The 26501-nt window shown below is 38.7% G+C and carries 30 protein-coding genes; 3 read left to right on the top strand and 27 right to left on the bottom strand.

Annotated elements, in window-relative coordinates; genetic code table 11:
* Nucleotides 1–119: 119 nt before the first annotated feature.
* Entirely contained in the window at nt 120–353 is a 234-nt protein-coding gene (locus AC2TDL_RS09655; protein ID WP_484700735.1) for a hypothetical protein, read from the top strand.
* On the opposite strand, the gene AC2TDL_RS09650 is transcribed toward AC2TDL_RS09655, so the two are convergent.
* The 27 genes from AC2TDL_RS09650 to AC2TDL_RS09520 all read right to left on the bottom strand — a co-directional run bounded on the left by AC2TDL_RS09650 (nt 304) and on the right by AC2TDL_RS09520 (nt 25367).
* Complete coding sequence (locus AC2TDL_RS09650) at nt 304–1110, bottom strand: MBL fold metallo-hydrolase (RefSeq protein WP_484701120.1); 807 nt, start codon at nt 1108–1110, stop codon at nt 304–306. The genes AC2TDL_RS09655 and AC2TDL_RS09650 overlap by 50 nt on opposite strands.
* A gap of 38 nt (nt 1111–1148) precedes the next feature.
* Nucleotides 1149–1886 (bottom strand): two-component system regulatory protein YycI, encoded by a 738-nt coding sequence (yycI, locus tag AC2TDL_RS09645; RefSeq protein ID WP_484700733.1) that lies wholly within the window; start codon nt 1884–1886, stop codon nt 1149–1151.
* Between the two features lie 62 nt (nt 1887–1948).
* On the bottom strand, nt 1949–3280 hold the full coding sequence (locus tag AC2TDL_RS09640; protein WP_484700731.1) for a YycH family regulatory protein: 1332 nt from the start codon (nt 3278–3280) through the stop codon (nt 1949–1951).
* Complete coding sequence (gene walK, locus AC2TDL_RS09635; protein ID WP_484700729.1) at nt 3277–5130, bottom strand: cell wall metabolism sensor histidine kinase WalK; 1854 nt, start codon at nt 5128–5130, stop codon at nt 3277–3279. The genes AC2TDL_RS09640 and walK overlap by 4 nt, the downstream gene beginning before the upstream one ends.
* Nucleotides 5131–5135: 5 nt before the next feature.
* Nucleotides 5136–5888 carry a response regulator YycF gene (gene yycF / locus AC2TDL_RS09630; protein ID WP_484700727.1) on the bottom strand — a complete coding sequence of 251 codons (753 nt, stop codon included), beginning with the start codon at nt 5886–5888 and terminating at the stop codon, nt 5136–5138.
* Nucleotides 5889–6045: 157 nt separating this feature from the next.
* A complete protein-coding gene (locus AC2TDL_RS09625; RefSeq protein WP_484700725.1) occupies nt 6046–7659 on the bottom strand; it encodes a peptidoglycan DD-metalloendopeptidase family protein in 1614 nt (537 codons plus the stop codon).
* Between the two features lie 641 nt (nt 7660–8300).
* Nucleotides 8301–9038 carry an N-acetylmuramoyl-L-alanine amidase gene (locus AC2TDL_RS09620; RefSeq protein ID WP_484700723.1) on the bottom strand — a complete coding sequence of 246 codons (738 nt, stop codon included), beginning with the start codon at nt 9036–9038 and terminating at the stop codon, nt 8301–8303.
* On the bottom strand, nt 9025–9231 hold the full coding sequence (locus tag AC2TDL_RS09615) for a holin (RefSeq protein ID WP_484700721.1): 207 nt from the start codon (nt 9229–9231) through the stop codon (nt 9025–9027). Before AC2TDL_RS09615 ends, AC2TDL_RS09620 begins: the two co-directional genes overlap by 14 nt.
* A gap of 13 nt (nt 9232–9244) precedes the next feature.
* Entirely contained in the window at nt 9245–9493 is a 249-nt protein-coding gene (locus AC2TDL_RS09610) for a hemolysin XhlA family protein (protein ID WP_484700719.1), read from the bottom strand.
* Between the two features lie 44 nt (nt 9494–9537).
* Entirely contained in the window at nt 9538–10155 is a 618-nt protein-coding gene (locus AC2TDL_RS09605) for a hypothetical protein (RefSeq protein ID WP_484700717.1), read from the bottom strand.
* Between the two features lie 15 nt (nt 10156–10170).
* The gene (locus AC2TDL_RS09600; RefSeq protein ID WP_484700715.1) at nt 10171–11427 is read right to left on the bottom strand and encodes a hypothetical protein; all 1257 of its coding nucleotides are present in this window, start codon (nt 11425–11427) and stop codon (nt 10171–10173) included.
* A 14-nt stretch (nt 11428–11441) separates the two neighbouring features.
* On the bottom strand, nt 11442–14138 hold the full coding sequence (locus AC2TDL_RS09595) for a pyocin knob domain-containing protein (RefSeq protein WP_484700712.1): 2697 nt from the start codon (nt 14136–14138) through the stop codon (nt 11442–11444).
* Nucleotides 14139–14423 carry a ketopantoate hydroxymethyltransferase gene (locus AC2TDL_RS09590; RefSeq protein WP_484700710.1) on the bottom strand — a complete coding sequence of 95 codons (285 nt, stop codon included), beginning with the start codon at nt 14421–14423 and terminating at the stop codon, nt 14139–14141.
* A complete protein-coding gene (locus AC2TDL_RS09585; RefSeq protein WP_484700708.1) occupies nt 14420–15004 on the bottom strand; it encodes a putative phage tail protein in 585 nt (194 codons plus the stop codon). The genes AC2TDL_RS09590 and AC2TDL_RS09585 overlap by 4 nt, the downstream gene beginning before the upstream one ends.
* On the bottom strand, nt 14997–16076 hold the full coding sequence (locus AC2TDL_RS09580) for a baseplate J/gp47 family protein (protein WP_484700706.1): 1080 nt from the start codon (nt 16074–16076) through the stop codon (nt 14997–14999). Before AC2TDL_RS09580 ends, AC2TDL_RS09585 begins: the two co-directional genes overlap by 8 nt.
* Nucleotides 16069–16470, bottom strand: a complete 402-nt coding sequence (locus AC2TDL_RS09575) for a DUF2634 domain-containing protein (RefSeq protein WP_484700704.1) — start codon at nt 16468–16470, stop codon at nt 16069–16071. The genes AC2TDL_RS09580 and AC2TDL_RS09575 overlap by 8 nt, the downstream gene beginning before the upstream one ends.
* A 4-nt stretch (nt 16471–16474) precedes the next feature.
* Nucleotides 16475–16768 carry a DUF2577 domain-containing protein gene (locus AC2TDL_RS09570; protein ID WP_484700702.1) on the bottom strand — a complete coding sequence of 98 codons (294 nt, stop codon included), beginning with the start codon at nt 16766–16768 and terminating at the stop codon, nt 16475–16477.
* Nucleotides 16768–17739, bottom strand: coding sequence for an XkdQ/YqbQ family protein (locus AC2TDL_RS09565; RefSeq protein WP_484700700.1), 972 nt, complete (start codon nt 17737–17739; stop codon nt 16768–16770). The genes AC2TDL_RS09570 and AC2TDL_RS09565 overlap by 1 nt, the downstream gene beginning before the upstream one ends.
* The gene (locus AC2TDL_RS09560; RefSeq protein WP_484700696.1) at nt 17736–18467 is read right to left on the bottom strand and encodes a LysM peptidoglycan-binding domain-containing protein; all 732 of its coding nucleotides are present in this window, start codon (nt 18465–18467) and stop codon (nt 17736–17738) included. The genes AC2TDL_RS09565 and AC2TDL_RS09560 overlap by 4 nt, the downstream gene beginning before the upstream one ends.
* 12 nt (nt 18468–18479) lie before the next feature.
* Nucleotides 18480–21089, bottom strand: coding sequence for a tape measure protein (locus AC2TDL_RS09555; protein ID WP_484700694.1), 2610 nt, complete (start codon nt 21087–21089; stop codon nt 18480–18482).
* A 309-nt stretch (nt 21090–21398) separates the two neighbouring features.
* Entirely contained in the window at nt 21399–21818 is a 420-nt protein-coding gene (locus AC2TDL_RS09550; RefSeq protein ID WP_484700692.1) for a phage tail assembly chaperone, read from the bottom strand.
* Between the two features lie 35 nt (nt 21819–21853).
* On the bottom strand, nt 21854–22321 hold the full coding sequence (locus AC2TDL_RS09545) for a phage tail tube protein (RefSeq protein WP_484700690.1): 468 nt from the start codon (nt 22319–22321) through the stop codon (nt 21854–21856).
* A gap of 1 nt (nt 22322) precedes the next feature.
* Complete coding sequence (locus AC2TDL_RS09540) at nt 22323–23654, bottom strand: phage tail sheath family protein (RefSeq protein WP_484700688.1); 1332 nt, start codon at nt 23652–23654, stop codon at nt 22323–22325.
* Nucleotide 23655: 1 nt separating this feature from the next.
* Nucleotides 23656–23829 (bottom strand): YqzN/YkzM domain-containing protein, encoded by a 174-nt coding sequence (locus tag AC2TDL_RS09535; protein ID WP_484700686.1) that lies wholly within the window; start codon nt 23827–23829, stop codon nt 23656–23658.
* Nucleotides 23822–24244 carry a phage tail terminator family protein gene (locus tag AC2TDL_RS09530; protein ID WP_484700684.1) on the bottom strand — a complete coding sequence of 141 codons (423 nt, stop codon included), beginning with the start codon at nt 24242–24244 and terminating at the stop codon, nt 23822–23824. The genes AC2TDL_RS09535 and AC2TDL_RS09530 overlap by 8 nt, the downstream gene beginning before the upstream one ends.
* A gap of 315 nt (nt 24245–24559) precedes the next feature.
* Nucleotides 24560–25174, bottom strand: coding sequence for an ECF-type sigma factor (locus tag AC2TDL_RS09525; protein ID WP_484700682.1), 615 nt, complete (start codon nt 25172–25174; stop codon nt 24560–24562).
* A gap of 46 nt (nt 25175–25220) precedes the next feature.
* Nucleotides 25221–25367 (bottom strand): hypothetical protein, encoded by a 147-nt coding sequence (locus tag AC2TDL_RS09520; protein ID WP_484700680.1) that lies wholly within the window; start codon nt 25365–25367, stop codon nt 25221–25223.
* 214 nt (nt 25368–25581) lie between these two features.
* On the opposite strand from AC2TDL_RS09520, the gene AC2TDL_RS09515 reads away from it, so the two are divergent.
* A complete protein-coding gene (locus AC2TDL_RS09515) occupies nt 25582–25923 on the top strand; it encodes a helix-turn-helix domain-containing protein (RefSeq protein WP_484700678.1) in 342 nt (113 codons plus the stop codon).
* A gap of 87 nt (nt 25924–26010) precedes the next feature.
* On the top strand, nt 26011–26469 hold the full coding sequence (locus AC2TDL_RS09510; RefSeq protein WP_484700676.1) for an ImmA/IrrE family metallo-endopeptidase: 459 nt from the start codon (nt 26011–26013) through the stop codon (nt 26467–26469).
* The last annotated feature ends 32 nt before the right edge of the window (nt 26470–26501 follow it).

The following is a 26501-nucleotide window of genomic DNA, read 5'->3' as shown; positions in this document are numbered from 1 at the left end:
AACACTTCGATATTTATCAAGCAATTAATCAATAGCGTCTTGATCATAAGTTTTTTTCTAACAGACAGAATGATCTGAATTACGATCCAAACGCTATTAAATTAGGAGGCTGAATATTAATGTCTACGACCCATGCTTTTGAGCAAGTACAGCTAGCTGCACAACTCGCTGATCTTAAGCAAGAGCATTATCAAACCCTGCTCACGCTCAATGGGCTTATTGCACTTTTGACCAATAAAGGAATTATTAATGACCGTGAACTTACTCGAATGATACAACGCATTGATCAAACGTTAGAGCAGCTTATTGCCGAGCTATCTCATCCCAAGGCGTTGGCCGATCAGCAAAAGTAGGACGGAGTGGAAATTCCTCTCGCTTATAAAATATTCCATTATTCTCGAAAATAGTATTTACCGTCATCATTGCTAAATCCATCATATTATGATCTAGACTTAAATGCGCAAGATAAACTCGCTTCGTTCGATCTGTCATAAGCTCTAGCAGCGCTTCTCCTGCAGCTACATTAGACAAATGACCAATATCGCTTAATATTCGACGCTTAATATTCCAAGGATAACGTCCCATGCGCAGCATTTCAGTATCATGATTGGATTCTAACACAAGTACATCACAATCAATGATTTTAGCTTTTACTTTATCACTAAGATAACCTAGATCAGTTGCTACACCTAGGCGATAGCCATTTTCTTCAAAGGTGTAGCCAACTGGCTCTGCCGCATCATGTGAAATCGGAAAGCTATGCACACACATGCTGCCAAAACGCAATTCTTCCCCGCTCTGAAAAACCATCCGTTTATCCGGACTGATTGAGCCGACATGACGCTGAAGTGCATCCCATGTTGGCTCATTCGCATAAATCGGAAGATCGTATTTACGTGCAAATGCGCCTAGCCCCTTAATATGATCCGAATGTTCATGTGTTACCAGCAAAGCATCAATCTGATGTCCAGATATTCCTTGCTGCTTCATTAATTCATCAAGCTTTTTCGCACTTAACCCTGCATCTATCATAACGGTTCGATCTTTACCTTGAATAATCGTGGCATTTCCTGTTGAACCACTTGCTAACACTGTAAAACGTAACGTCATTGTTTCCTTCAGATCCTCTCCCATGGCTGACTGAACTGCTACAGCTTGTCCTCCATATTGTCTGTTAATACCTCACCACTAATGGCATCAACATAATAAATTTTATTATCATCCAGCATTACGCGCCATGCTGGTGTTGCTACCTGAACCTCCGAGTCGAAAATTTGCCCATAATAGCCTAAGCGAATATCGACAATAACTGAATTTGGTTCAAGATAAGTTTCAATTAAGCTTGAAACAATTTTAGATGCCGCCAACACCTGTTGCTTTTCCCCTGTTCTCGTTATTTGAACTCGGTCTTGCAAATAGGCAGTTATCTTCAAATTACTATTATACAACTCCAGCTTCGTATGGAACATAGGGCGACTATCTACCATATAATGCATAACAAACACCCCATCCCGACTGCTATGAACATCATAGCCATATTCCGATAAATTAGGAATAAGTTCACCTAATGTGCTATTTAACTGTTTTTCATTAAAGACGATCGCACTATCAACTGGCGGATCAATCAACGTCGGTTCTCGCTTGTCAATAACATCAGATTGCAGCAAATATGTTAAGTCGCCCATCATTGGTGTTTCAGATGGCAAGTTCGTCGATAACGTAATTTTTTTCTCCTGCATAATTTGCAGCTTATCGGCAGGAAGCTCGGCTGAATTGGGATTCGCATTGAGCTGAGCGCGGACCTCCTTCCACAGCTGGTAGCCAAGCAATATATTTAGCAGTAGAAAAGATATAATCATAACCGTTTTAGCTCTACCCCAATCCAACCAATCTCACCTCTCTCTTTTATATAACAAATATCATTAACTTCCTTCTTCTTAAAGCAAGCTTATTGCGGATTGCTGCCTAATGCTTCTGGATTAAATCCGCTAGGCATTGCCTCCATAAGCATTTCTTCACTGCCATCACGCAGCATCACAGCCCAAATTGGACTAAATTGCAGCATTGAATCAGAAAGCGGCACGACCTTGAGGGCTGGATAAATAGAAACAATATCATTCACCTTGGAATAAGCTGCGATTTGATTATGCAATTTCTCACCACCGTATAACCAGCGTATTTCTTTGCTTTCGGCGATATATGGCAGTTTAATTAGTGAACGGTCATATTCAAATACAGAGCCTTGTTGTATGCCTACTTGAATAAAACCGTAATTAAACGGGCTAATGTCAATAACAGGAAATTGCTCAATATATTTACGAAAACGAGCATAACGTTGCTCATTAATAGGTGTTTGGACAAGCTGATACTTAGAATCCCAACCGCCATGCTGGTTGACAAAATCAACTGCCAAATATACATTCTCACTTTCTGGCACATTATTCGTTTGCGATGCAACGGAGTTCGTGTAGTTTATCCATAGCCCATTCTGCTCTACCTTTAACCCACGCTTTCCATCAGTATAAATTTGTGCACCCGAACGATTAACAATCGCTCTTGTTGTACTAGAATCAAAAAACAAGCTGCGTTGCATTTGCTCAGGTGTAAATATATCGTAGCGATACAAATATTCCGTAACTTGAATTGGTTCATTAGCAACATAGAGCTGATTTGAGATATACTCATATCTCGGTAAAAACTGACCAAACCCAATATAGTCACCAATATCTTTAACCGTTAAATCAACATGCAATGCCCGATAAACAATAGCACCCTTCTGGTCAAAAAAGTATGCTTGTACTTCTTCGGTATCTTCTAACGAATAAATATATATACTTGTAAACTGTACACTATCCTCAATTCCTTCAGCATTTAGCTTAAGCAGCTTTTTGAGCAGTTCTAATGAAATCCCTGCCGTAAAGCTAAGCTCAATCCCTTTATGCTGACGACGCAATTCATCCCAGTTTGCTTCGCCAGCAGAGATGACTTCGAATCCTTTAAATTCTCGGTTTGCTAAGCGTTGTCGCAAAATGATCTCATAAAATTGGGTATTGGGATAAATGATCGTATGTTCGTCATTTCCTAAATGCAAAATGAGCTCCTCAGGAAATATTACCTGCTCAACGTTACTACTGTGCCCCAGCAGCTCCGTATTGACATAGTCCTGGTCTGTTAATGTTGTTGTTCCCAGCCAAGGCATACGATAAGCAAGAAAATACGTCTGGATGAGGCTTAATGCTACCAAAACGATCAAAACAGCTGTCTTTATTCGCTCGATCATTTGGTTTTGCCCCCTTCCTGCAATAAAGGTATGCTGAAGGTCACTGTCGTACCTACATTAAGCTCAGACTCAAGCATAATTTTACCACCATGATGCTTTACTATTTCCCGGGCAATCGACAAGCCTAATCCTGTACCGCCCATGCTCCTCGAACGAGCCTTATCTACACGATAAAAGCGATCAAAAATTCGTGACAAGTCCTTAGCAGGAATCCCAATACCTGTATCTTGCACACTTATTTCAACATAAGTCCGATCCTTTGACGATGTTGCAGTAAGTGAAATGCTCCCGCCATCGCCTGTATATTTCACAGCATTTGACACTAAGTTGTCCAACACTTGATCAATTTGATCACGATCAAGCCATACCTCGGTCAGATTGCGATCCACTTTTACACTAATCGAAATCGATTTTTTTCTGAGCTGAAAGGAAAAGCGATCTGCTACTTCATCTAGCATTTCACGAATGTTTGTCTTCTGACGACGCAGTGGTGCCTGATTAGAGTCCAATCTAGATAGATGTAGCAGATCACTTACAAGTCGAATCATTCGCTCCGTCTCATTACGAATAACTCCAACAAAGCGCTCAGATAGCTCCCTTTCTTCTAAAGCACCATCGTTTAGCGCCTCTGCATAACTTTTAATCGTTGTCAGCGGTGTACGCAGCTCATGCGACACGTTAGCAACAAACTGACGACGAGAATGCTCTAGCTTCTCTTGATCAGTAACATCCTGTAATACAGCAATTGCTCCTGTAATTCCACGATCTCGGCGATGAATTGGAGAAAGCGTTACTCGCAAAATACTTTCCTCATCATCTGCAATTTGCTCATCATGACGATCCTTCCTAAGAATAAAGCTTTGCGTGCGCCCCTGCTTTAAATTAGCTATTTGCTCCTCAGTTAACCCAAGCACAACAGGAAGCTGCGCATCGTGCAGCGTACCAAGCTCAAGTATCTCCAGCGCTCGCTTATTCCAAACAATTACATTATTATTTTCATCCACAGCAAGCACGCCATCACTCATATTTGAAAGAACAGAGCTTAGCTTTTCATTCTCCTCCTCATTAGCAGACAATGCTTCCTTGAGACGAATCGTCATTTCGTTGAAAGCCATACTTAAGCGACCAATCTCATCATTACCAAGCACAGGTGCTTTCATATCAAAATAGCCCTCTGCCACGAGCTCCGCTTGTCGAGTTAAACCCTGAATCGGATGTGTAATCGTATGCGCCAATATAACTCCTAGCACACCTGTTAAACATAGAGCAATAATTGTACCTGAGAAAAAAATCTGATTTACGCGGTTCATCGTATCATATACTTCCGTCATAGATGCTACAATATGAACCGCACCAACAACCTTCTCATTGTTTGTTACTGGTACAGCAATCATTTTTTTGCGTGTACCATCCTCATCGATAAACTCCTCTTCATTATCCGATATGTTTTGCAACGCTCGGCTTACGGCTAATGATTTGTTTTTTTGACCGATATAGGATTGATGTAGTTGCAACGAGGTAGCTACAATTTTCCCGTTACTGTCAAGCACCTGCACCTCTGCCCCACTTATACTAAATAAATTACGTACAACAAGGTTTAGCTCCTCCGTTGTATTCTCGGTTACATCACTATTACTGTCAATGGCAGGCGATAAGCTTGGGGCAGCGAATTTTGCTAAAATATCAGCTTGCTCCTTAAGATTATTCGTAAAGTTATTGACAAGCGATGCCTTAACCGTGCTTATAAAATAAACGCCGATCAACTGCATTGCTACTAAAATTAGCAACACATAGATAATGACAAGCTTGACTTGCACCGTTTGAAAAAACGATTTGAGCTTTGCTTTCACTTTCATCATATACTCCCAAATTTAGGATTACGCATCATATAACCTAGACCGCGTCGAGTCAAAATATATTCTGGCTTGCTCGGATCGTCCTCAATCTTTTCTCTTAACCGACGAATCGTCACATCAACTGTGCGTACATCTCCAAAATATTCAAAGCCCCATACAGCTTGCAGCAAATGCTCTCGCGTCATAACTTTCCCGCAATTTTTCGCCATATAATGTACAAGTTCAAATTCGCGATGGGTTAATTCTACAGGCTCTCCATCCTTGTACAATACGTACATATCTGTATCTATAAATAGATTAAATAATTTTAGGCCTTGTTGTTCCTGCTGCTCTAAATTATTGCCGTTGCTTTCTTGTCCACTTGCAGTTTGCTCACCTTGACTAATTTTCTTTTGGCGTCGCAAATGTGCTTTTACACGTGCAAGCAGTTCTCTTGTGCTGAACGGCTTTGTAACATAATCATCGGCTCCAAGCTCTAATCCAAGCACCTTATCAATTTCCGTATCCTTTGCGGTTAGCATTATAATCGGCATATTAAGCCGAGAACGTACCTCGCGACAAACATCCATGCCATCCTTAATAGGCAGCATTAAGTCAAGCAGCATTAGATCAGGTTGCTCTGAAAAAGCTAACGATACTGCCTCTTGTCCGTCAAAGGCACATATAACCTCGTAACCTTCCTTTTCCAAGCTAAACTTCAATATATCCGCAATCGGCTGCTCATCATCTACCACTAAAACTTTGCCGTACATGTGCCAACACCGCCTTTTTTTCTCATTACTTTTTATTTTACCATAGCTTGGCTTCTTATACCTTAGTACTGTAGACTTTAACCGCAATTAATTTATAAAAAAAAGCTGAATTTAAGAAGAAATCCATCCTCTTAAACTCAGCTTTATTCGTCACAATCTATAAGTATTTCAACGGATTAACCGTCGAACCATTTTCCCAAATTTCGAAATGCAAATGAGTACCTGTTGAACGTCCTGTGTTACCCATTACGCCAATTTTGTCACCTTTTTCCACTTTGTCTCCTTCGCTAACATTATAGGAGGACAGATGACCGTAAAGCGTTTTGTATCCGTTATTATGGTCAATAATGATCGTTTTGCCGTAGCCATTTTTAGTGCCAACAAACTCAACTACACCGCCATCGGCCGCTTTAATACTTTTATCTCCAGTAAAATCTACACCTGAATGCATACGGCCCCAACGTTTGCCGTACTTACTAGATACGCGATGGTTAGAAACAGGATATGCAAATTGTCCCGTACCAACCCCAGCAACAACCATTGTACCTTTTTCAATAATTGTCGGAACTGCTTCTTTAATCACTTCCTTAGAAACTAGCTCCTCGGAAATAATGTAGCCATTTTCCTTCGTTATTTCATAAGTTAAACGTTGACTTCCCACTTGACCTGTTTGGATCGTCTTCGTTTCGCCTTCACGCATGTTTTTATTTTCAACGTATTCGATTGGAATCCCAATTTCTTCTACTTCCACAAGTTGCTCTACAGTTTTCACTGTAATTTCTGGCATGCGAACAGTTAAATCAAGTTCCTCGCCAGCAGTAATTCTATCCCCTACAATTTGTGGGTTGTTCTCATAAATGACTTGCTCGGAAATTCCAAACTTTTGAGCAATACAGCCAATGCAATCGCCTTTTTGTACAATATATTTCGTTGGCTTTGTACTGCCATCCATAATCTTTTTATACAGTTCTTCTTCGTCAACAATATCTGTAGGCTCAATCTGATTCACTGTAAGCTCTACAGATTCAACAAACTTAACCTCTTTAACGCTTGTTGCTGAATCACCAATTTCTAAAACCTCTTGCTCCGCAGACTGTTCAGCTTCTTCAGTAGCTTCAGCCTCATTAGCATTGAACGATAGTGCCTGGAACTTTCTTGTCTCAGCTTGCGTTTCAGCCTGTGGCGCGTATTGCTTCTGAACACGGCTTAAAATATTGGCTGCAGCTTCTTCGTCTTTCACATAACCTAATGTTTTACCATCAACGACGATCGCAATCCCAACCGCATTTGAAGTAAATGATTGTTCTAACTTGCTCAAAGTCTCTTCCGTATTAGCAACAATTTTAAAGCCAGTCTCGCTTTCATAAGTAATATCGCCCGTATTAAGCTCCATGTTGATGCCAGGGTTATTATTTGCTAGCTCTAACTGCTCTTCATCAATTAAGTTTTGTACAGCAGCGACATCATCTACACTACCTATGTACTCACCGTTTTGATAGACATGAAAAATTTCAAATGTATTATTATGAATATATTGCTTGTATTGTTGGATTCCTATAATTGTTGCTGTTGTTACAGCAATAACTGCACAGCTAATCGTTAATACTGATTTTTTTCGCCAAAGTGGAGTTGATGATTTTACCGCTTCAGTCGTATCATTCGACTCAATTGGCTCATTCTGTGAGTCTTCTGAGGAGCGATTACGCTTAAATCTATTAACTAGTTTACTAGCGTATTCTCTCACACGACTCAGGTTTCCGAATCTGGTCATGATAATCTCCTTTTCTCACTTTGCATGTTCTATTTTTTACTGATATATAATAGTCTCTTTAAAAATAGTCATATCGAAACAGGTAAAAAGACCTACTAAATTGTCAATTCACCTGTTTTATACTTTAACATAATGTTAAGAATGACAGCAACCTTTACCCAAACAATACCACATTAATATTTTTTTAGAATTGATAACGCTTCTATGATTTTTCTCTGAAAATATTAGTTTAATAGAATACATTACTTTCTATTTAATATGCAATTAAATAAAATAATTCACAAAAAGTATCATTGAAAAATAATATTTTGACATAAGGGTAAATTGAGATAAAGATGATAGAAATAGTGGAAATTGTGCTTCTGTGTCTGTATTAGGGGATAGAAAAATGTGGATAGGTTTATTGAACAGTACTTTTTTTGAGGACTGCAAATTTCTTTGCCACTCATGAAATGTAAATTAGATAATTTTAATAATAAAAAACTTAAATACATATTAGCTGCCAGGCTTAGCAGTCGATATTCATTAAACCTGCTAGGCTGGCAGCTCCATGGATTAAAAAAGACATGATAAAGATCCCTTTCAAAGTAAAGCAAACCTTGCTATAAGATCTTGAATAATTGTTAGTATGCTTGATGTTATTATGAATGGTTATCGGCAGTATATAGATAAACTGCTTGAGCTTTACTATCCCAAGCTACCTTGATACCTAATGCCTCGGCAATCGCTCTAACAGGAACGTATGTGACTCCGTTTTTAATTGTACCTTTTTGAGTCAGCTCCTTTCCATTTACAATTAGTGTCGCTATTTCATCCTGTTGCTTGGAATGCTGACTAACAACGCTATTCGTTTTTAGCTGCTGTAAGCTAGAAGTAACTAATTTAAGAAAACTAGCCCAACCTGTCCATTGCCCGTCTCTGTTCATTAATCTAGGGCAATTTTTCCCGCTCCAGTCATAATGTCTGCGTAATGAATCAATATTCCAGTTTCGCTCGTACAGTAACTGTGCAACAACAGCTGCTGCATTGTGAAGCGTCTGCTCGTATTCCCCCTCATCTATATCCCGCTCACAGATCTCAATACTAATTGATGTGCGATTACCGCTTGCGGGCTTACTGCCATCTCCCGCATGCCAAGCTACTTCATTTAGAGGGATTACTTCAATGGCTTCTTTGGCATCTACAACAATATGATACGATGCTGTATGAGTATTTCCAGGATTTGTTAACCATGCTCGTTCATTTGCCGCAGTACTGTTAGGATTGCCTGTATTATGAATGGTAATTGCCGTTGCATTAAGTGTTAAACCAGGACGACGGTTATATGCAGTTGATTTGGGGATATGGTCTTGACGATAAGTGTACTTAGGCTTTGTCATAACGCTCACCATCAACCTCTGGCAGTCCTGCTAAGCTTGTTAAGTAGCTGGTTATTGTTGCAAGCAAAACTGTGCTGCCGACTATATACCAATTCACTTCATTAAACATTGTTGCTGCTCCTATTACTCCAATTGCAGTTTGTGCTGCTGTTTTAATTGCCCGAAGGGTTGCTGCTTTCAGCCATTTCATCATTTATTGCCTCCTCTTATTTTAGTCCTCCGCTAATAATAAAAGCAGAAATCGCCAAAATAATAGCTCCAGCGAATGTTCGCCAGAGCCATTTTTGGTTATCTTCAATTTTATCCAAACGATGATGTGCCGACCGTGCTAATTCATGTGCTTTAACCGCTGTTTCATTAGCTCGAATTGCTCGATCAAGCTTCTCGTCCATTTCATCTACTTTTGTTTCAAGTCTTGTTATGCGCTGTAACACCTCATTTTCAATCCCTTGCATACCCCACACCTCCCAATTTTGACAATAAAAAAGACCTCGATTATTTATACATCAATTGCATCTTCATAATCTGGTCTTGTCGCTTTTATGTGATTGTAAATTGCTTGCTCTAGGCTCATATTCGCCGCTTTAAGTGCGTCAGGTTCTAGAGCATCTAATTGTGAAGGAACTTCATCTTGACCGACAGTTTGATATTGGATAGTGACATTATCACCTATTACCTTTAATTCTGCACCTGCAGAGCCTTGCAACGTTTCTCCAACAGTAAGTGTAATAATTTCTCCTTCTGTTGATGTGGCAATGATACCTAATTCTGAATCATTGATGACTTGTACAATATCATCAACTGATGTTTCTTCGGTAACCTCAATGTCAATTAATGGGTTGTTGCCATTTGCAATCTCAAATGTTCCTTCTCCTGTTAAAGTAAATCCTATTGTGGTATCAATTCTTTGTTTTTTATTGTTCTCAATTAGATGCAAAAACCGTTGTAGCGGCGGGTTATTCTCATTACAATTCCAACGATGCTGCTCATTTGCGTAAATATGGACTTCTGCTTCAATACGATTAGCAACTTTATTTCGTTGCGCTAGCATAATCACCGTATAAGCTTCTGGAACAACAATACCATTTGGTAATGTAATTGATTTTTGGATTGCCATTAAAACTCACTCTCCCTATATAATATCTTTCCAAGTAGTGCCATTATGTCTTTTGCCGTTATTGTAGTCCCATGCTGAGTTAAGTCTATAAGCTTGGTCAATGTTCACCCAATTAACTCCGTCAAATCTTTTAATCCCATCCACCCCAAGTCTAAAAGTTAGATGATAGCCTGCTGTACTATCTTTTACGAACATAGTTATTAGCTTATTGTGTGCTCGTATATTTAGTATTTTGATAATACCTTGTTTTGCAGTCTCATAAATCTGGAATGTATCATCGTTTTTTAATTTAGCTAGATGTAACACCATATTGCCCGACTTTGGAATTGATAGTGCAATACCAAAGGTAGTGCTAACTAAAGCTACATCGAAATGTATTGGATTGTTTAATGTATCTGTTGAGGTGTAAAGCGAAACATAAGATGTAAAAGTTATGCCGTCCTCGGTTGTAATATAGCCAAAGTCCTTTGTAGCTTGTCCACTTCTAAACCAAGACATAAAAATATAGTATTTAGATTCTCTTTTTACTACGCGTATTTTTTCTAATTCGAGATATGTTGCTTGGCTTGTTCCCGTAGGATGATTAAATATAGTTTGTGCGGTTTGATATGTTCCGGTACTGCTTCGTCTTCTTAAATACAACGTTCGAGAACTTGAATAGAAAACCCAAGCCTCTCCACTATCAAGGACATAAAATGTACAGCTACCGCGGACATTTGCACTGCCTGAAAAATTTGCCAGATTAGTTCCTAAACCAACATTACCAGTTGTATCAACTTTTAACCTGTAATATCTCGTTGGCGTCGTATCATTATAAGTAAGGTCAGTTAAAAGAGTGTAATAATATCCGCCTTTATAGATTGCCTCTTTTAATGTATTCCATAGACCTATGCCAGTTAGACTACTTGCCATAGATTGTAGATTTGTAGTTGGTGTAACCGCTGTAGCATCAAAGGTTACTGTATATAATCGTCCTGCCGACGAGTTATTGTTCCCACTGTACCCATTCATCATAAGATAAACTTTGTTACCTCCTGCATGTACAGGTTCGTCAACTACAACAGAGTAATCAGAAATATCCCCTGCCGATATATTCCAAACACATAGCACTGTCCACGTTGTACCGTTGTCTTTTGATACATAGATATTATGCTGACCTGCGGCTATTCGAGATACACAGACAAACCAACCATTGTCTAATACGATATATCGCCCCATATTAAGACAATTAACTGGATCAAGGGGGATAGGTATTGTAAGATTGTAATTCAATTTACATCCCTCCCTTAAGAAGTTGGCGGGAACCATAGATCACCAGCTTGGGCACCTACTGGTGTGGTAAGTGTGTTAAAGATTTTGATGCCGTTGACACGTTCGGAGTTTAGGTTGTTGACCATTGTTTTACTAGTAACAACAAGTGGAGCAGTGCCATTGGCAACTGTACTCTCAAATTGATCGTTTGTTCTAATTTTCCCATTAGCATCTATTGGTACTTGTGGAGTAGCTTTTCTTAATCCGATATAGCCGTTGTTATAAACATATATACCATTTTCGTTCATATATGGCTGGGAACCTACTGCCATATACAACCTAGTTGTACTAGTTCCAGAACCAAACAATCCAAATGAACCTAATACAGTTGAAGAATTAGCGTGATCTTCAAAAACTAAACCGCGTGCCCAACCTAATGCACTTGAATAATTAGGAACTTTAGAATAAAAATGACCATCAGTGGCACGCATATATCTCGAATTTAATATCTCATTGTCATCTCTTACCGCTATTGTACTTGCAGAAGAATTTATATCTGCATGATAACCATCTAATTTGTCAGCATTAAGATTAGAATATAAATATCCATCAGCTAATGGAACTCTAATCCATGGTCCCCATGTGCCATTATAAAAATTTCTTACCCATTGTTTTAATCCATTACTTGAACTTGTTTGGAATGTAGTTAGTACTTGTAAATTTCCAGCGTGTCTATAAACTTGCAAATTAAAAGCTTCTGTAGTTGGCGAATTTGAAAGTGTTGCTACTGAAGCATTAGATGGACAATAAAAACTTCCTTCAGTTTTATAATCATTTAGATTAGAATTATCAGGAATTAAATTATTTTTTGTAAAAAATGAACCCGATTCTAATCCATTGAGATATTGAGCGTTAAGATTTGGTACCATTGTTTTACTTGCTACATTAAGAGGAGGCGTACCATTTGCAACTGTTGATTGAAATACTAAACCTGAAACCCACCCTGTAGCACTTCTCTTTACAAGAGTATCGCCTACAACACCAACTTCAGCTGCTAAACCAGATGGCAATGATTTTTGCCAAGAACTCCAGGAATTTAAATCTCCATTTCTCCATCTAACATATACTTCACCTGTCAGTGCAGTTAACGTTTGAAAAATCCAATTAGCAGCTGTTCTTTTGATGTCTAAGTTGAACGATCCTGTTAAACCAGTAGGTATATTTAAAACTGTTGCAGCTACTGCGCTAGTTTCTGTATGGTATATTCCAGGTATTGTATAGTTATTCAAATTTGCACCATTAGGAATTGGTACAGAATCATATGTGTGATGCCAATCAGTAAATGTGCCATTTAATACTGCACATTTGTAGGCAGTTCTTCCTGTATACATATAACCAATTATTCTATTGGCATCATATTTAATTACATGTAAAATCCCAATGGTAGCATTGGCAGGTGTATAAGCATAATTAGTACTAATACCTGTAACATATTCGCTATTATTAGCCATTTTTGCAGTCAATTCCTGAAACGTATCAGTTGCTAGACCACCAAACTCAGCCATTAAGGTATATCTTTTCCATCCATTGTGCATTTCTGAATTTAAATTATTTTGCAAAACACCATTCTTAGCCGCATACTCAATAGGGCTTGTGTATACTATACCTGTTGGTACAGTAGTTGTTTGGGTTGGATTTGTATAAAATGTTGTCCCATTGCCTTCACGAGACAAAACAGTTATAGACATACGATGATTGTACGGCGGAAGCTTTAACCATAATTCTACTTTGCCACTTGAACTAGACGATTCTGGAACATATCCAAATTTGAATTCTCCATTATAAGCATTGTCGAGCAAAGTTACTCTTAAATTTGAATTCACCCTTGTACCGAACTGAACAATTGCAGTACCAGAAGTATTTGCCCCAAATATACCTATACCGCTAACCAGTAATGTCAATGAAGACATTCCATTACCTACCGCTGCTGTTGGGCTCAATTCTGCAAGTTTAATATAACTATCTGTACTAAGTTGAATATCGCCTAGCACTATTCTAAAATCAGTTATATTTTTATCTATTGCCTCTTTAGTTCTCAGCGGTGTCATATATTTATTATTTGCAGTACCAGTTTGAGCTTCTGCTTGAGTTGCAACAGCGAAGTTTTCTACAGAATTTAATCCCACATCTGCCTTAGTAACAGTTGCCCAAGAGATACTCCCTGCTGTACTTCCTGCTTTCAGCACCTTTCCATTATTGCTCGTGCCAGTAGCAGGAACGTGTAAATTACCATCGCCTGTTGGATGCACATAATTGTTTGCTCCTGTAGCAACGCCATCAAGCTTCGTTTTATCAGCAGCACTCATTAACCCATTAGAGCTGGTAGTTGCAACTGCTGTGGATGCCTTTCCATTCCAAGCTGTCCGCTCAGCAGCTGTAATATGCACTGTTGTGTTGTCCATATGAGACTTAGCAGCTTCGAGTGTTGTAGCTGGCGGAGTGCTCCAGCTAGATTTGCCCGTTATCGCCTTTACCATATAAGCAAACCACCCTAACAACGCTGTAAGCTTACCTGTGTTAGAGGTTGGGGCTGTTGTGTCATTTATCGTACGGTCGCCAATCCGATCATCAGTTACAGAGCCATTTGCTTTTAAATCATTAATTTCCTGCCCAATATCATTCAGATCTTGAGGCAAGACTGTATCATCCATTTGCCAATTCGTTTTAGCCAACTATACCGCCTCCTTTATTGTTATTGTTTGCAGCATTAAATGATCGGCCACAATTGGAATGTTAACCGAATTAGAGGAAAGCGTATTGCCACTAGCATCTTTTAACTCAATGCTAGTGATCAAGCTTACTCCTGTTGCAGGTACGATGTAATTTAATGCAAGCTTATTTTCAGTAACTTCTTTCACCTTAAAATTCGTAATCTCATAGCTACCATTAAGTATGACCTTGGCTACTCTGCTATTTACATAAGTCGCTATACCATTTAATAAGGTTGGTGTAATCATTTCACAATTACCTCCTGTCCATAGACTACAAAAGGTTTGCTCCCCAAAAGCCAACTGCCTAGCTTATAATTCCAATTCATTTTCTGCATGCTAATTTTTTCTTCTATTTCAATAGAATTATTTAAAGCAGTATTTTGCTGATAAATTAAATTCGCTGGCTTGATTGTCTCAACCGTGTAATGGACCTCACGAAACACACTTGCATTATCGATATTGGCAGTGACTGTGAGAACAAAATTTTGAGGATCAACTGAAACAATTGTCATTCCAGGACCGACTAATTTATCAAGTTGCTGTTGCAAGTACCGTAATGTAAATGGCGGTTTAGTCTGATAACGATTAAGAATACGACGTCGACGAAAATCTAATGTTTCTTTTGTTGAGTCTGCTTGAATGCCGAGCATTTGCTCACGGCGCTTTATTGCTTGAAGACTAGATGTCATAACAAATTGATCTTTAAAAAGTTGATCAACTGCATTTTGCAATTGATCGAGCTCAACCGTTTCTGTTTGGTCTAGCTGTTTAAAATCTTCAATCAACAGATAATAATCAGGAAGATAGGGCAAAATTCGCTTAGTCATGAATAATCACCGTCCCCAGAATCGGAATGACATCTTCTGCAAGTGTAAGGTTTGCTGCTTGTCCATTAATTTTAGTATTTGCCACATCCTGAACATTAGCTACAGTCAACAACCTAGCATCAATTTGTGCAGTGCGGACAGTCAGTTGCTGCTGATTTACCCAATCTTTACGTAATTCAAGCAAGTAAGCCTCAATAGCAGCTTCGACATCGGCTTGTACTTGGGAAGCAGATACTTCATTAGCAAGCGACAAAGTTGTTTCTATATTAATTGTCTGGCTGCTTACACCTGCAATGGTGACAACATGTCCAATAGGCGCTACACCAATTCCCTCGCCGCTATTTTCTGTCGGATCAATAAAAGTTTGAACTTCTTTAATAAGGGAGGATGATGGCACAGACCAATCAGAAGCAATAATCGTGCATTTCACCGTACCGCCGCCATTCCATGCTGGATAAACTTTAGTTGCTCCTACTCCTGAGATAGTGTTAATTTTTTTACGGTAGTCAGCAACGTTCCCGCCAAATGCAGGCTCGTTAACCGCTGCATATAACCTTTGCCGCAGTGCTTCGTCACTTTCCTCTTCTTCACCAGGTACAATCACGTCAGTTAGCTCTGCTTTAGCTAAATTAGCTACATAGTCGATAGGCAATAGTAAACCAAAATGTTCATTTCCTATTGTGCCAGTGCGCTCACATATTAACCTGTACACACCTGTGCTTAGTCGCTCATTAACCGTATAGGTCAATTCATTCAGAGCATAGCGGCTGCCTATTGGAACATCGATTAAAGCATTACTGGCGTTATAAAAAAGTCCTCGACGAATTGCTGGAGTAGCTGAATTACGATTGACACCAAACTCCGCTGCTTTTCTTGTTAAATACTCCCCGCTAGCCGTATCTGCAAAGGAAAGCTTATAGTTAATGTCTAACTCAATATACATTTGTGCTAACTCCGCTGCTGCTGGCGCCAGCGCATCATAAATAACACTTCCCTCTCGCTTATCTAGCGAGTCGCTTACTCTAGCAAGCATACGTGATAAAATGAATTCATACGTCATTTGCTCATACACCTGTACTCACCTCCTCTTGAAATGAACCAAAAACGCTATTTACTTGAATGGTTAATTTGAGACTATCCTCAAGAAATTCAGTCTCCAGCACCTCGACACTTACAATTCGCTCATCTATCAGCAATGCTTCCTCTACTCTTCGCCTTAGTTCAGACTGTAAATATACAGGATGACTGCCTATTAACGAGGATAGCTCATGCCCATAATCGGTGGAATAAATGGCATACCAGTAACGATCTGTTTGTAAAATTTTGAAAACAGCCTGTTTTACTGCCTCCAGTTCATCGATTTTGCCGCTTACTCTTCCGCTATTAAAATCTAGCCTCCATGTTAGAGACGGTTGCTGCACCGCAGATATATCGTCATCTAAAGGAACGGTAATTTCAGGTATCATTGCTTCACCACCTATCTAACAAAATATATTTCTGACCGCCTTGCACACGAAGCAATATAACATTATCGCCGGTTTGTATTCCTTCCGAGATAACATAGTTCGTGCCTTGGATAGACAGCTCCTTACGCCGTAAAGAGTGCGGTAAAATTAAAAAATCCGCTGGAAGTGTGAATCGTTGATCGACTCTAACTTCTAACGGATTATCACTAATAACTACACCTGTTAATAAAGCTACAGGATTGCTAGCCTTCACAGCTTCTACCGCTGCTCGTTTTACAATATTGAGCAAATCTGCCATTAAACCACCTTCAATTCCAAGCTCATTGTATGAGTATCATCCTCAAATGAATGGGTACACTCGTCAACCAAAAGCGGCTGATTAATTCCATATTCCTCAATCATGATATGCACTCTAAATCCCGCTCTTACGCGAATATCTCCCAAGGCTTCAACCCTTAATGATTTACTTTCGCGATTTCTTAGTTTCGCCAAATTATTAAGCAATTCAGAGATTTGCGCCTCATTCATCTTCTCATCGACGCTTTGATAAAGCTGCAGCAACCCCCAACGTTTAATATTGACGCTATCCTGTGCCATATAGATTTCGCGCTTGCCTGTCTCGCTATTATCGCGATATAGCTTAATTCGATTATACGTTTCATCATCAATTGAGGTTTTCACGCTGTAGTCATACAGTAAACTTTGCTCGCCTACATAAAAATCCAACTTATTATCCTCCACATTTCGCAAACATAGCTTACCAAAATCATCATACAGACAATAATCTTTCCCTTTGTTATAGAATGTTAAAGTAATTGCTTTACAGATAATATCAAGCAGCTTCTGTCCGTCCTCACTCATTGTTGGAATAATATATTCAGTATCAGCAATATAGCCTAGCTTTAATTGAAAGTCGCTAGCAATACGTTTAACGATATCTGCTGCCGTTTGATTAACAAATACATAAGTATCTGTATTCATTAAATAGCGAATTTGATCATATGCCGTAATCGATACTGACTCGTCGCGCCCAGCCTCAATACTAAATATATAGCCATGAAAAATAGGTACTCCATTGACTCGTAAGCGCACGATATCACCGTTGCTATAGGTAAACTCTCTTTGCTGATAAAGTCCTCTCTTAATTAATGTAAAGCTTAAACTTCCAGCTTTACCTATACGGTACGTTTTCCATGATATATTTTGAACAATTTGACTTATATCCCACTCGGTTCCGTTATGGTGAATAAGCTTCATTTCAACTGTCATGGTAGCTTCAACACCTTTCCAATTGGCAGTCGTTTAATTTCCGCATCGGAAATTCCATTAAGCTTTTGAATTTCAACCCAACGTGTACCGTCGCCAAGCATTTTTTTTGCAATGGACCAAAGCGTATCCCCCGCTACCATTGTGTAGGTTTTTGGCTGTTGTTTCTCAACAGGTCTAGCTGTTCCTCCAGCTTCAATTGATTTTATTTTGCGAGCGCGATAAAAAACATACTGCTTTAGCTTAATGCTGTATTCAATATCCCCTCCGCCTCCTGGAACCTCATTCCAAGTAAAGCTTTCAATCGAAGCAGGAGTATTAATGTTATAGGTCTCACTGGAAAAAATAAATCGAATCGGATGCTTTGCTCTCATCCATTTATTAATGAGAAGAATGTAGTAGACAGGAGGATGAATGGCAAGATCTATGTCCTTTATTTTATCCTTATCCTTGTCACTAGCTACTTTGACAACTTTGGTAGTAAATGGATAGTCATGTGCAGGAAATAAACCGCTAAAGCTTATTTCTGACAATGCTTTGCTGCCAATCACATTTATTTCTCCAATACCAGGAACATTGTATGTTTTACCTTGTCCAGATTCATTAACCTCTAATGAGGACGGATTTATAGGGAAATATAAATACTCTGAATTATTTTGAAAACTCATGTAGGCAAAGTAAATACTGCTTTGTTCATCGTTAGAAGCAGTGGTTTTATTTTGCATAACCATCTTAATCACCCCCTACCTGTACGCAGCATCCACCGATGTGGCAATATCTTGATTAAGCTTATCGGTAATTTTTGCGACAATAATATCTAAATCGTTATCTTTTCGCACATACGTGTCCCCGAAATTGATTGATGGCGTCAAAGATACGAAGTTTTGAATATTATTCATCTCTGCAAGCTCACGCATCATTTTTAAGTCTTCGCTGCTAATGTCTACCGATTCATTAATTGCTCCAACTTCGCCTACACGATCTACATTGGAAAGGCTGTCTGATGGAAATCCTTGAAACGGACTTACTTTAAATAAATCTCCTCCGCTAAGATTATCAAACACGCCTTTTGCATTGCCAAACATATTTACGCCAGCCTTATAGCCGCTATCTACAAGCTCTCCAATATTCTGCTTTTCCATCCTGTAATGATCTAGATTAACAACATCCTTATTGCTTGTTGGCGGCTCCATTTTGTCCATTGCTCCCTTAAGGTCGATTTTTAGATTTGTGATAAAGGAGGTTGAATCAATCAAGTCCATTTGGCCCAGCCCCATAAAGCTTCCAACCTTATTCATTATTTTAATAATGCCATTTATTCCATCAATAATGGATCGTATAAATATATCAAATAGATCGAGCAAATCATAAATGATATTTAAGATAATCATTTTAAGATCATAAAATAGCTTTTTTATTGCATAGATCGGATCATTAAATAGGTTTGCGATAAACTCAGCCAACATAACAAATATGTTCCATATATAAGCTACGACATTCCATACTACGCCAAACAACATCATAAACAGTCCTGCAATAAAGCCTACAACTTGCTCTGTCGAAATTCCTAGCATATCAAGCAAAGAAATAAGCGCAAAGATAGCTAAAATGACTAAATTTAATGAAAGGTTAGCTTTAATCCATGCGACAAACATCGTTATAGCCGTTATTAATGCCATAATCCCAAGAGCAGCTAATAAATTTTTTATAATATCTAGGTTATTAATAATAAGGTCAAACACCCAAACACCAATATTAGCTAACACATTAAACATTTGCGCAACATTATTAATAAAGGCTTTAAAGCTGTCACTTTCAAAGGCTTCTTTTAATTTTATTGAAATAGTTTGCAATGCAGGTCCTATTGTTTGGAAAATAACATTTTTTACAATATTCATTAAGCTTGAGAAGGTCATTGGCAGCTCGCCAAACTTTTCATTAATGCTGTCGGTTGCCTGTAACATAGCATTTTTTAGAATGTCACTTGTGATTTTGCCCTCTGCCGCTAGCTTTTGTAAGTTGGTTAAGCTTTCTCCTGTATAGTTGGATATTGCTTCTGCAATATGGGGAGCAGTCGACATTATTTCTGTAAAATCTCCTCCAGAGAAAGCACCACTTTTCATTATGTTGCTAATGAGACCGCTGCTAGCTACCTGCTCCGATGGGGATTGACCGCTAAGCTGAAATGCTTTTTGGGTTAATTCAACAAATTGAATAGCCTCATCGTTGCTGGTAAACATATTAGGCAAAGACAACGATAGATCCGATACTGTACTTAGCATTTGCTCAAATCTAGTACCACTGCGATTTGCTGCTGCAAACAGCTTGTTCTTCAGCTCGGATGTCGTTTGCTTACCGTCATTAATCGTATTTAACTTTGCCTTTGCATTAGTATATTCATCTGCTGCTTGCATTCCATGATTAACAAGTTTTTTGAGTTGATCAAAATTAAATACTTTTTTTACGGCTGGTTGCAAATTCTCCGAAGATTTTCTTACTTTAGTCAATATATTTGATAGACCTTTTCCTACTTTTCCAATTGCAGTAATTACTGGATTTAGTTTGTTTAATAATCTCTTATCAATACCAGTAAGTTTGTTTCCAGCCTTTATAATACCGTTTTTTAATCTAGTAAATGATTGACTTAATATTGTTGTCAGTGGATTTAATTTTTTTAAGAAAGGATCTGCACTTCCTAATAGTTTATTTCCTGTCATTAAAAAACCTATTCTTACATTCATAAGGGATTGATTCAAAGCGGTCCGTACTGACTTTATTTTATTTTGGATCTGTGTAGGAATTTCTGACAGCTTATTCGCAGTCATCGCTAAACCTATCTTTAGATTCATAAATGCTTCACTTAACGGCTTTAATTTGATTAAGATAGGCGATGCAATCTCTGATAATTTATTTCCGACCATCGAGAATCCTATCTTTGCATCCATAAAAGCCTGTTCCAATGAAGTTTCTATTGACTTCATTTTGTCTCGGAACTTTGAAGGCATCGCAGCTAAATTATTCGTCGTCATCAGAATGCCTATCTTTAAGTCCATAATAGCGTCGTCAATTGTGGTTATTAGCGGTTTGGTCATGTTTTGTGGTAAATCTTTCGACTTTATATTGTTAGAGCTTGTTTTGCTTAAGTTAGATTTCTGATTTAAATTTGATATTTGATTTAGTTGATCCATTACTTTTTCAAGCTCAGATATATCAAACTTTAATTTCATCGGACGCTCTACAATTTTACGGAGTTTTTCAAAAGATTTAATCGTTTGAGTGACTGTACGATTGACACCATTCATTGACTTGGTCAAGTTTTTAAAAGTTTTTAGTGAAAGAGTGATGGATTCCATGGGCCCCCTCCTTTCAATTTAATTGATACCTAATCATTATCCTAATACCAGTGCCTATACAGCATCTCTCACCTGACTAAGCAAGAGATGCTATTAGGCTATATTGGATGGGTAATCAAAAGCTAAAGTGACCGAGTTACTTGCGTTTAAGCTTAGCTCTTTGCCTGCGTTCTGCCTCGACGCGAACTCTAATGCAGCCTATTAATGCTGCCTTACGAACAGAATCTAACTGAGCGAATTCCCACGGCATGAGATTATATTCGTTGAGAGCAAAGTAAGCGTACGCTGCCTCTGGATCACCCTCGTTAATTAGTTTTTTACTTCATCTGCCATTTGGTCAACGTCCTGATCAAAGCCGTTTAACTCTTGAACTTTAAGCAATAAGTTGGCATATTCACCTGACAACAGCATTGATTTAATAAGGTTATCAGCTCCCATTACTTTATAGGACGCTTGCAGCTCAGCATTTTGCAGATCAGGATATACTACGCTTGCCACTACAAGCTTAGCAGCATACTCCTCTTGGTTAATTTCTTGCTGACGAGCGCCATTTTTAGCTTTTGTGTAACGAGTTGCTGATTTGCGAATCGCCTCGTTCTCCTGCTCAGTTAGTGTTTTTAATTTCCATTTGATCGGTTTTCCTTGCTCGTCCTTAAATCGCTCGGATACAACAAACTCCTCAATAACCTCAGCTTGAACATTTTGTGCAAAAAAAGCTTTTAAACTCATCCTAATCGCCTCCTAATAAAATAGAAGGACGCCATTTAGGCGCCCGTAATATTGTTAAATGAATCTTGAATATCATATCCGCTAAAGGTAAATGGGATCTCTTCCTCCAGCATATCGTCACTCGTTGCATCAAAACGTGCAGCAATGACACTGTCAATATTGCAATTTCGCAAAAATACGGTTTGCTTACCCGCAGCACTGCCTGGTTGCTCGTTTACAACCATGAGATCAAACCAAAAATCTTCACCATTTTTAATATAATTGTTCATTAATTGACGGAAAGTCGAAGTCACATAATAAATAGTTAGTGTACCTGTACCGCTCCAACCCGCTGCCCGTTTTGGAGTGCTCGTTTTCCCTAGTACAGGAACATCCACCTTATTTTTCTCGATTGTTGCCTCTAAACTTTTGGCATAAAATAATTCCTCATTACGCTTATTAACGATCATATAAGCTCGCGCATGCTTCCCGCTAATCGCATCCTTCTCCATAAAATATGCCATATTAAGCCACCTCCACTGTCATATAAATTTTTTCAATGCTGTCAACTGGCTGTACTTGCAGATCAACCACAATAGCATCTAGTTCTACTCCTTGGTTAACGATAACATCCTGTTGGCTATCAAAGTTTTGAATTGCACCGATTTCCTGCAGTGATTCAAGATAAGTAATAATTTCATGTTTAAGCAATGCTCGACCATCAGCGTTATTGCTTACCTTGCCAAGATAATACGTATCAAAAATACGCTTAACATCATTGCCGATTGCATCTAATGCACGCACAACACGATTTTTGCTAAATGCTTTACTGCGCTCAGGTGTAAAGGACGTTAAAGTATTAATATCCTGCTCAATAACCGCTGTATTGTTAAGCGATGTAATAACAAGCTCACCATTTTTCAGCGCTGCAATTGTTTCGCTATTACTTAGCTTTGGATAGGCATCGACTGCATTAGGAATTGCTGAGTAAGTTAATGATTGATTAACTTCAGCAGCTGCTTGCATTGCTGCAATTTGCCAAACGAGTGATGTCGGTGAAACCTGACCTCCATCAACAGTAATGACACCATTGCGCAAACTAATAATGCCCTCGTAATCGGCATTAGGATAGTTGGCAAGCACAGCTTGAATTTTCTTACCTTCCTCTTCACGCTGACGCTTAACATAAGCAACAGCAAGCTGCTTGCTCGTTGCATCCTCAAGTGGAACTGCAAGCACGTTAAAGTTATAAGCTTCTAGAGCAGTAAGTGCCGCTGAAAAGCTTTGTCCATTAATTACCCCTGCTGTACCGCCCGTAAGTGATACACCAGCTGTAACTGTTAAATCACCTGAACCTGACCAATCAATAAATGAGTTTGCTGCCAACTCCTCAATTTCCGCTACAGTTTGACGATCTACTTCTGCATTTTCCAGCAAAGTAATGACTTCATATTTGCCTTCCTCATCTAAGCTATTTTGAATAACAATTTTAAGATCATTGCCTCGCGTACCGCTCCATTTTGCCGTTGCAGTTAGCCCCTCATAAGTTACAGAAGCTTTAGTCGCACCAGTAACTTCTAAACGATAAATTAATAGCTGCTTGGCATGACTCATTGCTGCCGTAATATGTGCAATGCGCGAATCATCTGCACGATAGCCTAGCTGCTCAAGCAACTGCTCAGTATAATTTTCAGCGTTTAAGACAATAACGCTGCCTGTTTTCCCCCATGTTAACGGAGCAGCAACAGCGACGACGCCACGCTCCCCAATTGTACCCAGTGCTTGTGGTTTTGCTTTGAAATTAATATAAACTCCCGGTCTTGCCTTGTTTTGTGAACTCCATGTTCCACCTGCCATATTATTTCACGCCTTTCTTTAAATAGTTTTCAATTGCTTGCTCTGCCTCTTGCATCGTATAAACTTTGTTATCCTCCAGCAAAGCTGCCAATAAATCCTTTTTCCAGCCTAAAAATTGCTTGGAGCTCATAAATTGCTTTTTCGTAAACGTTACTTCGGTTACTGTGTCATTCAACAGTAATCCCTCCTTCAAATTGCTGCATCTTTTCGCTTTCTTGCAGATGCTCGCGTACCAACATTTCGTAGGTAATGAAAAAATGCAGCCTTCCTTCAATCATTTCAATGCTCAAGTTATGCCCTGTTAAGCGATTGTCTCCTACTGAAATTTGCTTAATCGCATCAATGACTAACTCCGCCGTTTCATAAAGCTGATCACTGCTTGAATCATCTGTAACAAAGGAAATATTAAACGGAAAGCTGCGTCGATACCTTCTTCCATACTCCTGTGCCTGCGTAAATTTCAAGAGCTTTACAAGAAAATAGGTTGAAGTCGGCGTGCTTGGTTCTGTACTTAACACAGTAATTTGCGGAAAAGCTGAGCTAAGCGATTGCTGCAGAGCAAACCGAACATTATTAATGGTAATCTGCATATCATCACCTCACTTTCTCTTTTTTTGCTACTTTCTACTTATTACTGCTACTTTTTACTTGCTAATTGCTACAACTTTCTAAGCTAACGCATCTTTATTCCCTCCCTTCTTGCTGCAAGCTATTGCTTGTATCAGCCTCAAAGCAAGTCCATAAAAGAAATACACCCTGTCGCTAAAGCTGATAGCCTGTCATTATCGGGCCATCATGCCTTGTGCTAAGGGTGTATCAAGTTCTTCTATGAATTTTCTTCGATGATATCATAATAACACGGGTAAAATGGAAAAAACGGCCTTTATGCGGTCAATAAGCGGACATTAAGCGGACAACTTAATATATTCTTGCATAGCCACAGCGTTCCAACGTCTAAAGGTACGCTCGGTTATATTTAATCGAATAGCTACCTCTCTAACAGATAAGGCGTCAATGTAACGCCAGCGGAGCAGCTTTTCATAATCAGGCTTGTACTGCTCTAGTGCAGCAAGTACCTCATCAATTCGTTTAATTTCAGCCTGTAAATCCTGCAGTTCAGCAACTCGCTCCAATACTTCGTCTATATCACTTCTAATCGTATATCCTCTAGCTGCAATAACCTTGTCAATTTTACGCTTTAATTCCTTTAATAACTTTGTATCTTCTTCATCGTAACCTACTGAAGTAATCGCTCGTTGTTGATTTAATATCCCTGTTGGGTAATGTCCATTTAAATACGTATGAGCTACCGTTTCTAATTTTTGCTCATGCTTAGACAAGTACATATAGGATGGCATTTTTCTAAGACGGGCGTGCAGCTCCTGTAAATGATCGTCCTCATTTAGACGACTTACCGTAATTCCAGCTCCCACTGAATAGTTGGACAATACTTTAATTCGTGCCATCATTCGTTTATAACTAGATAATTGTTCAATTACGTCTTGCTCTGTCATAGTCATGCTTATCACTCCTCATAATTAAATAAAAATATTCCCCATTATCAAATTAATTGTTACGAACTTTTCGTCTATGCAACTTTACATTTAACCACGCCATATATAAGCAAAGCATAAATGCTTCACGAGAAAACTGATCGTTTTGCGCATACTTGCGTTGATCGGTTTTCTTATTGATACCTACCTGCTTATTCATTACAACCCCCCTCACAAAAAAATGATTAAATTGAACGAACTTTCGTTTGCTACATCGTAAATATATACGAAAATACGTTCAATTTCAACCAGTCATTGCAAAATTTAAACTAACTTTCGTTCAAAATTACATTTACAGCAGCATTTTTATGCAGTATCATTAAGTTGTATACGTTTTTTCGTACACCACTGTATGTTGAGGAGTGTTAATTTCCATGCGTAATACGTTACGAATGACCGAAATACTTGCAGAAATGATAGATAGAAGAGGAAGCCGACGAGCCTTCGCCGAGAAGATTGGTATGCCGCCAACTACCCTTCAGTCGATGCTAACTCGTGATCTAAGCAGAGCTTCGGTCTCTAATGTATTAGATGTATGCAGGGAACTCGGCATTACAGTTGAAGAGCTAGAAGCAATGGCTAACGGTCAAGCTTATGAGCCTGACACAATTGCGGCACACCATGACGGTGAAGAATGGACAAGTGAAGAGTTAGAGGAAATTGAACGCTTTAAAGCTTTTGTACGACTTAAACGTAAAGAAAAGCAATCGCAATAAACGTTTGCAATGTATTTTATAAGACACATCGAGTTACAAGAAGATGGTCATACAATACATTATTTATTGCAGCAGAGGTGAAGTTATTTGAAGTTATATGAACAGCTTCTTTCCATTGCAGAAGAGCAATCTATCGGTGTATATGAAAAATCAATGTCCAAAAGAAATAAAGGTCTATATGCAGATGATGTCATTTGGATTAATAAAGATATAAGCACCTATAAGGAAAAAGCCTGTATTTTATCAGAGGAGCTTGGTCATTACTTTACTTCTAGCGGCAACATTCTTGATCAATGCCAGCTCGTTAATCGTAAGCAGGAATATCGTGCACGTTCTTGGGGTTATGAACGACTAATTCCTCTAGAAAAGCTAATTAAAGCTTGGCAAAAAGGTTTAGAGGGGCGACATGACTTAGCAGAGTATTTAGAGGTAACTGAGGAATTTCTTCAAGAAGCCATTAATTACTATCAACGAAAATACGGATTGTACGTAACCCGTGATAGCTATTTAATTTACTTTGAACCATTTCAAATTATCCCTATGTAAGAGACGTTATTACAGTAACGCTTTTTTTTCAC

Source organism: Paenibacillus sp. plas6, assembly GCF_057221655.1.
The sequence above is the reverse complement of the archived record's forward strand: the minus strand, read 5'-3'. Positions and strand labels throughout refer to the sequence as shown.

Excerpts from the sequence above, each read along its gene's own strand:
- AC2TDL_RS09655 (WP_484700735.1), top strand. The coding sequence starts at position 120 with ATGTCTACGACCCATGCTTTTGAGCAAGTACAGCTAGCTGCACAACTC.
- AC2TDL_RS09650 (WP_484701120.1), bottom strand. The coding sequence starts at position 1,110 with ATGACGTTACGTTTTACAGTGTTAGCAAGTGGTTCAACAGGAAATGCC.
- AC2TDL_RS09640 (WP_484700731.1), bottom strand. The coding sequence starts at position 3,280 with ATGATCGAGCGAATAAAGACAGCTGTTTTGATCGTTTTGGTAGCATTA.
- yycF (WP_484700727.1), bottom strand. The coding sequence starts at position 5,888 with ATGTACGGCAAAGTTTTAGTGGTAGATGATGAGCAGCCGATTGCGGAT.
- AC2TDL_RS09625 (WP_484700725.1), bottom strand. The coding sequence starts at position 7,659 with ATGACCAGATTCGGAAACCTGAGTCGTGTGAGAGAATACGCTAGTAAA.
- AC2TDL_RS09620 (WP_484700723.1), bottom strand. The coding sequence starts at position 9,038 with ATGACAAAGCCTAAGTACACTTATCGTCAAGACCATATCCCCAAATCA.
- AC2TDL_RS09615 (WP_484700721.1), bottom strand. The coding sequence starts at position 9,231 with ATGATGAAATGGCTGAAAGCAGCAACCCTTCGGGCAATTAAAACAGCA.
- AC2TDL_RS09610 (WP_484700719.1), bottom strand. The coding sequence starts at position 9,493 with ATGCAAGGGATTGAAAATGAGGTGTTACAGCGCATAACAAGACTTGAA.
- AC2TDL_RS09605 (WP_484700717.1), bottom strand. The coding sequence starts at position 10,155 with ATGGCAATCCAAAAATCAATTACATTACCAAATGGTATTGTTGTTCCA.
- AC2TDL_RS09590 (WP_484700710.1), bottom strand. The coding sequence starts at position 14,423 with ATGATTACACCAACCTTATTAAATGGTATAGCGACTTATGTAAATAGC.
- AC2TDL_RS09585 (WP_484700708.1), bottom strand. The coding sequence starts at position 15,004 with ATGACTAAGCGAATTTTGCCCTATCTTCCTGATTATTATCTGTTGATT.
- AC2TDL_RS09575 (WP_484700704.1), bottom strand. The coding sequence starts at position 16,470 with ATGATACCTGAAATTACCGTTCCTTTAGATGACGATATATCTGCGGTG.
- AC2TDL_RS09570 (WP_484700702.1), bottom strand. The coding sequence starts at position 16,768 with ATGGCAGATTTGCTCAATATTGTAAAACGAGCAGCGGTAGAAGCTGTG.
- AC2TDL_RS09565 (WP_484700700.1), bottom strand. The coding sequence starts at position 17,739 with ATGACAGTTGAAATGAAGCTTATTCACCATAACGGAACCGAGTGGGAT.
- AC2TDL_RS09560 (WP_484700696.1), bottom strand. The coding sequence starts at position 18,467 with ATGGTTATGCAAAATAAAACCACTGCTTCTAACGATGAACAAAGCAGT.
- AC2TDL_RS09555 (WP_484700694.1), bottom strand. The coding sequence starts at position 21,089 with ATGGAATCCATCACTCTTTCACTAAAAACTTTTAAAAACTTGACCAAG.
- AC2TDL_RS09550 (WP_484700692.1), bottom strand. The coding sequence starts at position 21,818 with ATGAGTTTAAAAGCTTTTTTTGCACAAAATGTTCAAGCTGAGGTTATT.
- AC2TDL_RS09545 (WP_484700690.1), bottom strand. The coding sequence starts at position 22,321 with ATGGCATATTTTATGGAGAAGGATGCGATTAGCGGGAAGCATGCGCGA.
- AC2TDL_RS09540 (WP_484700688.1), bottom strand. The coding sequence starts at position 23,654 with ATGGCAGGTGGAACATGGAGTTCACAAAACAAGGCAAGACCGGGAGTT.
- AC2TDL_RS09530 (WP_484700684.1), bottom strand. The coding sequence starts at position 24,244 with ATGCAGATTACCATTAATAATGTTCGGTTTGCTCTGCAGCAATCGCTT.
- AC2TDL_RS09525 (WP_484700682.1), bottom strand. The coding sequence starts at position 25,174 with ATGACTATGACAGAGCAAGACGTAATTGAACAATTATCTAGTTATAAA.
- AC2TDL_RS09520 (WP_484700680.1), bottom strand. The coding sequence starts at position 25,367 with ATGAATAAGCAGGTAGGTATCAATAAGAAAACCGATCAACGCAAGTAT.
- AC2TDL_RS09515 (WP_484700678.1), top strand. The coding sequence starts at position 25,582 with ATGCGTAATACGTTACGAATGACCGAAATACTTGCAGAAATGATAGAT.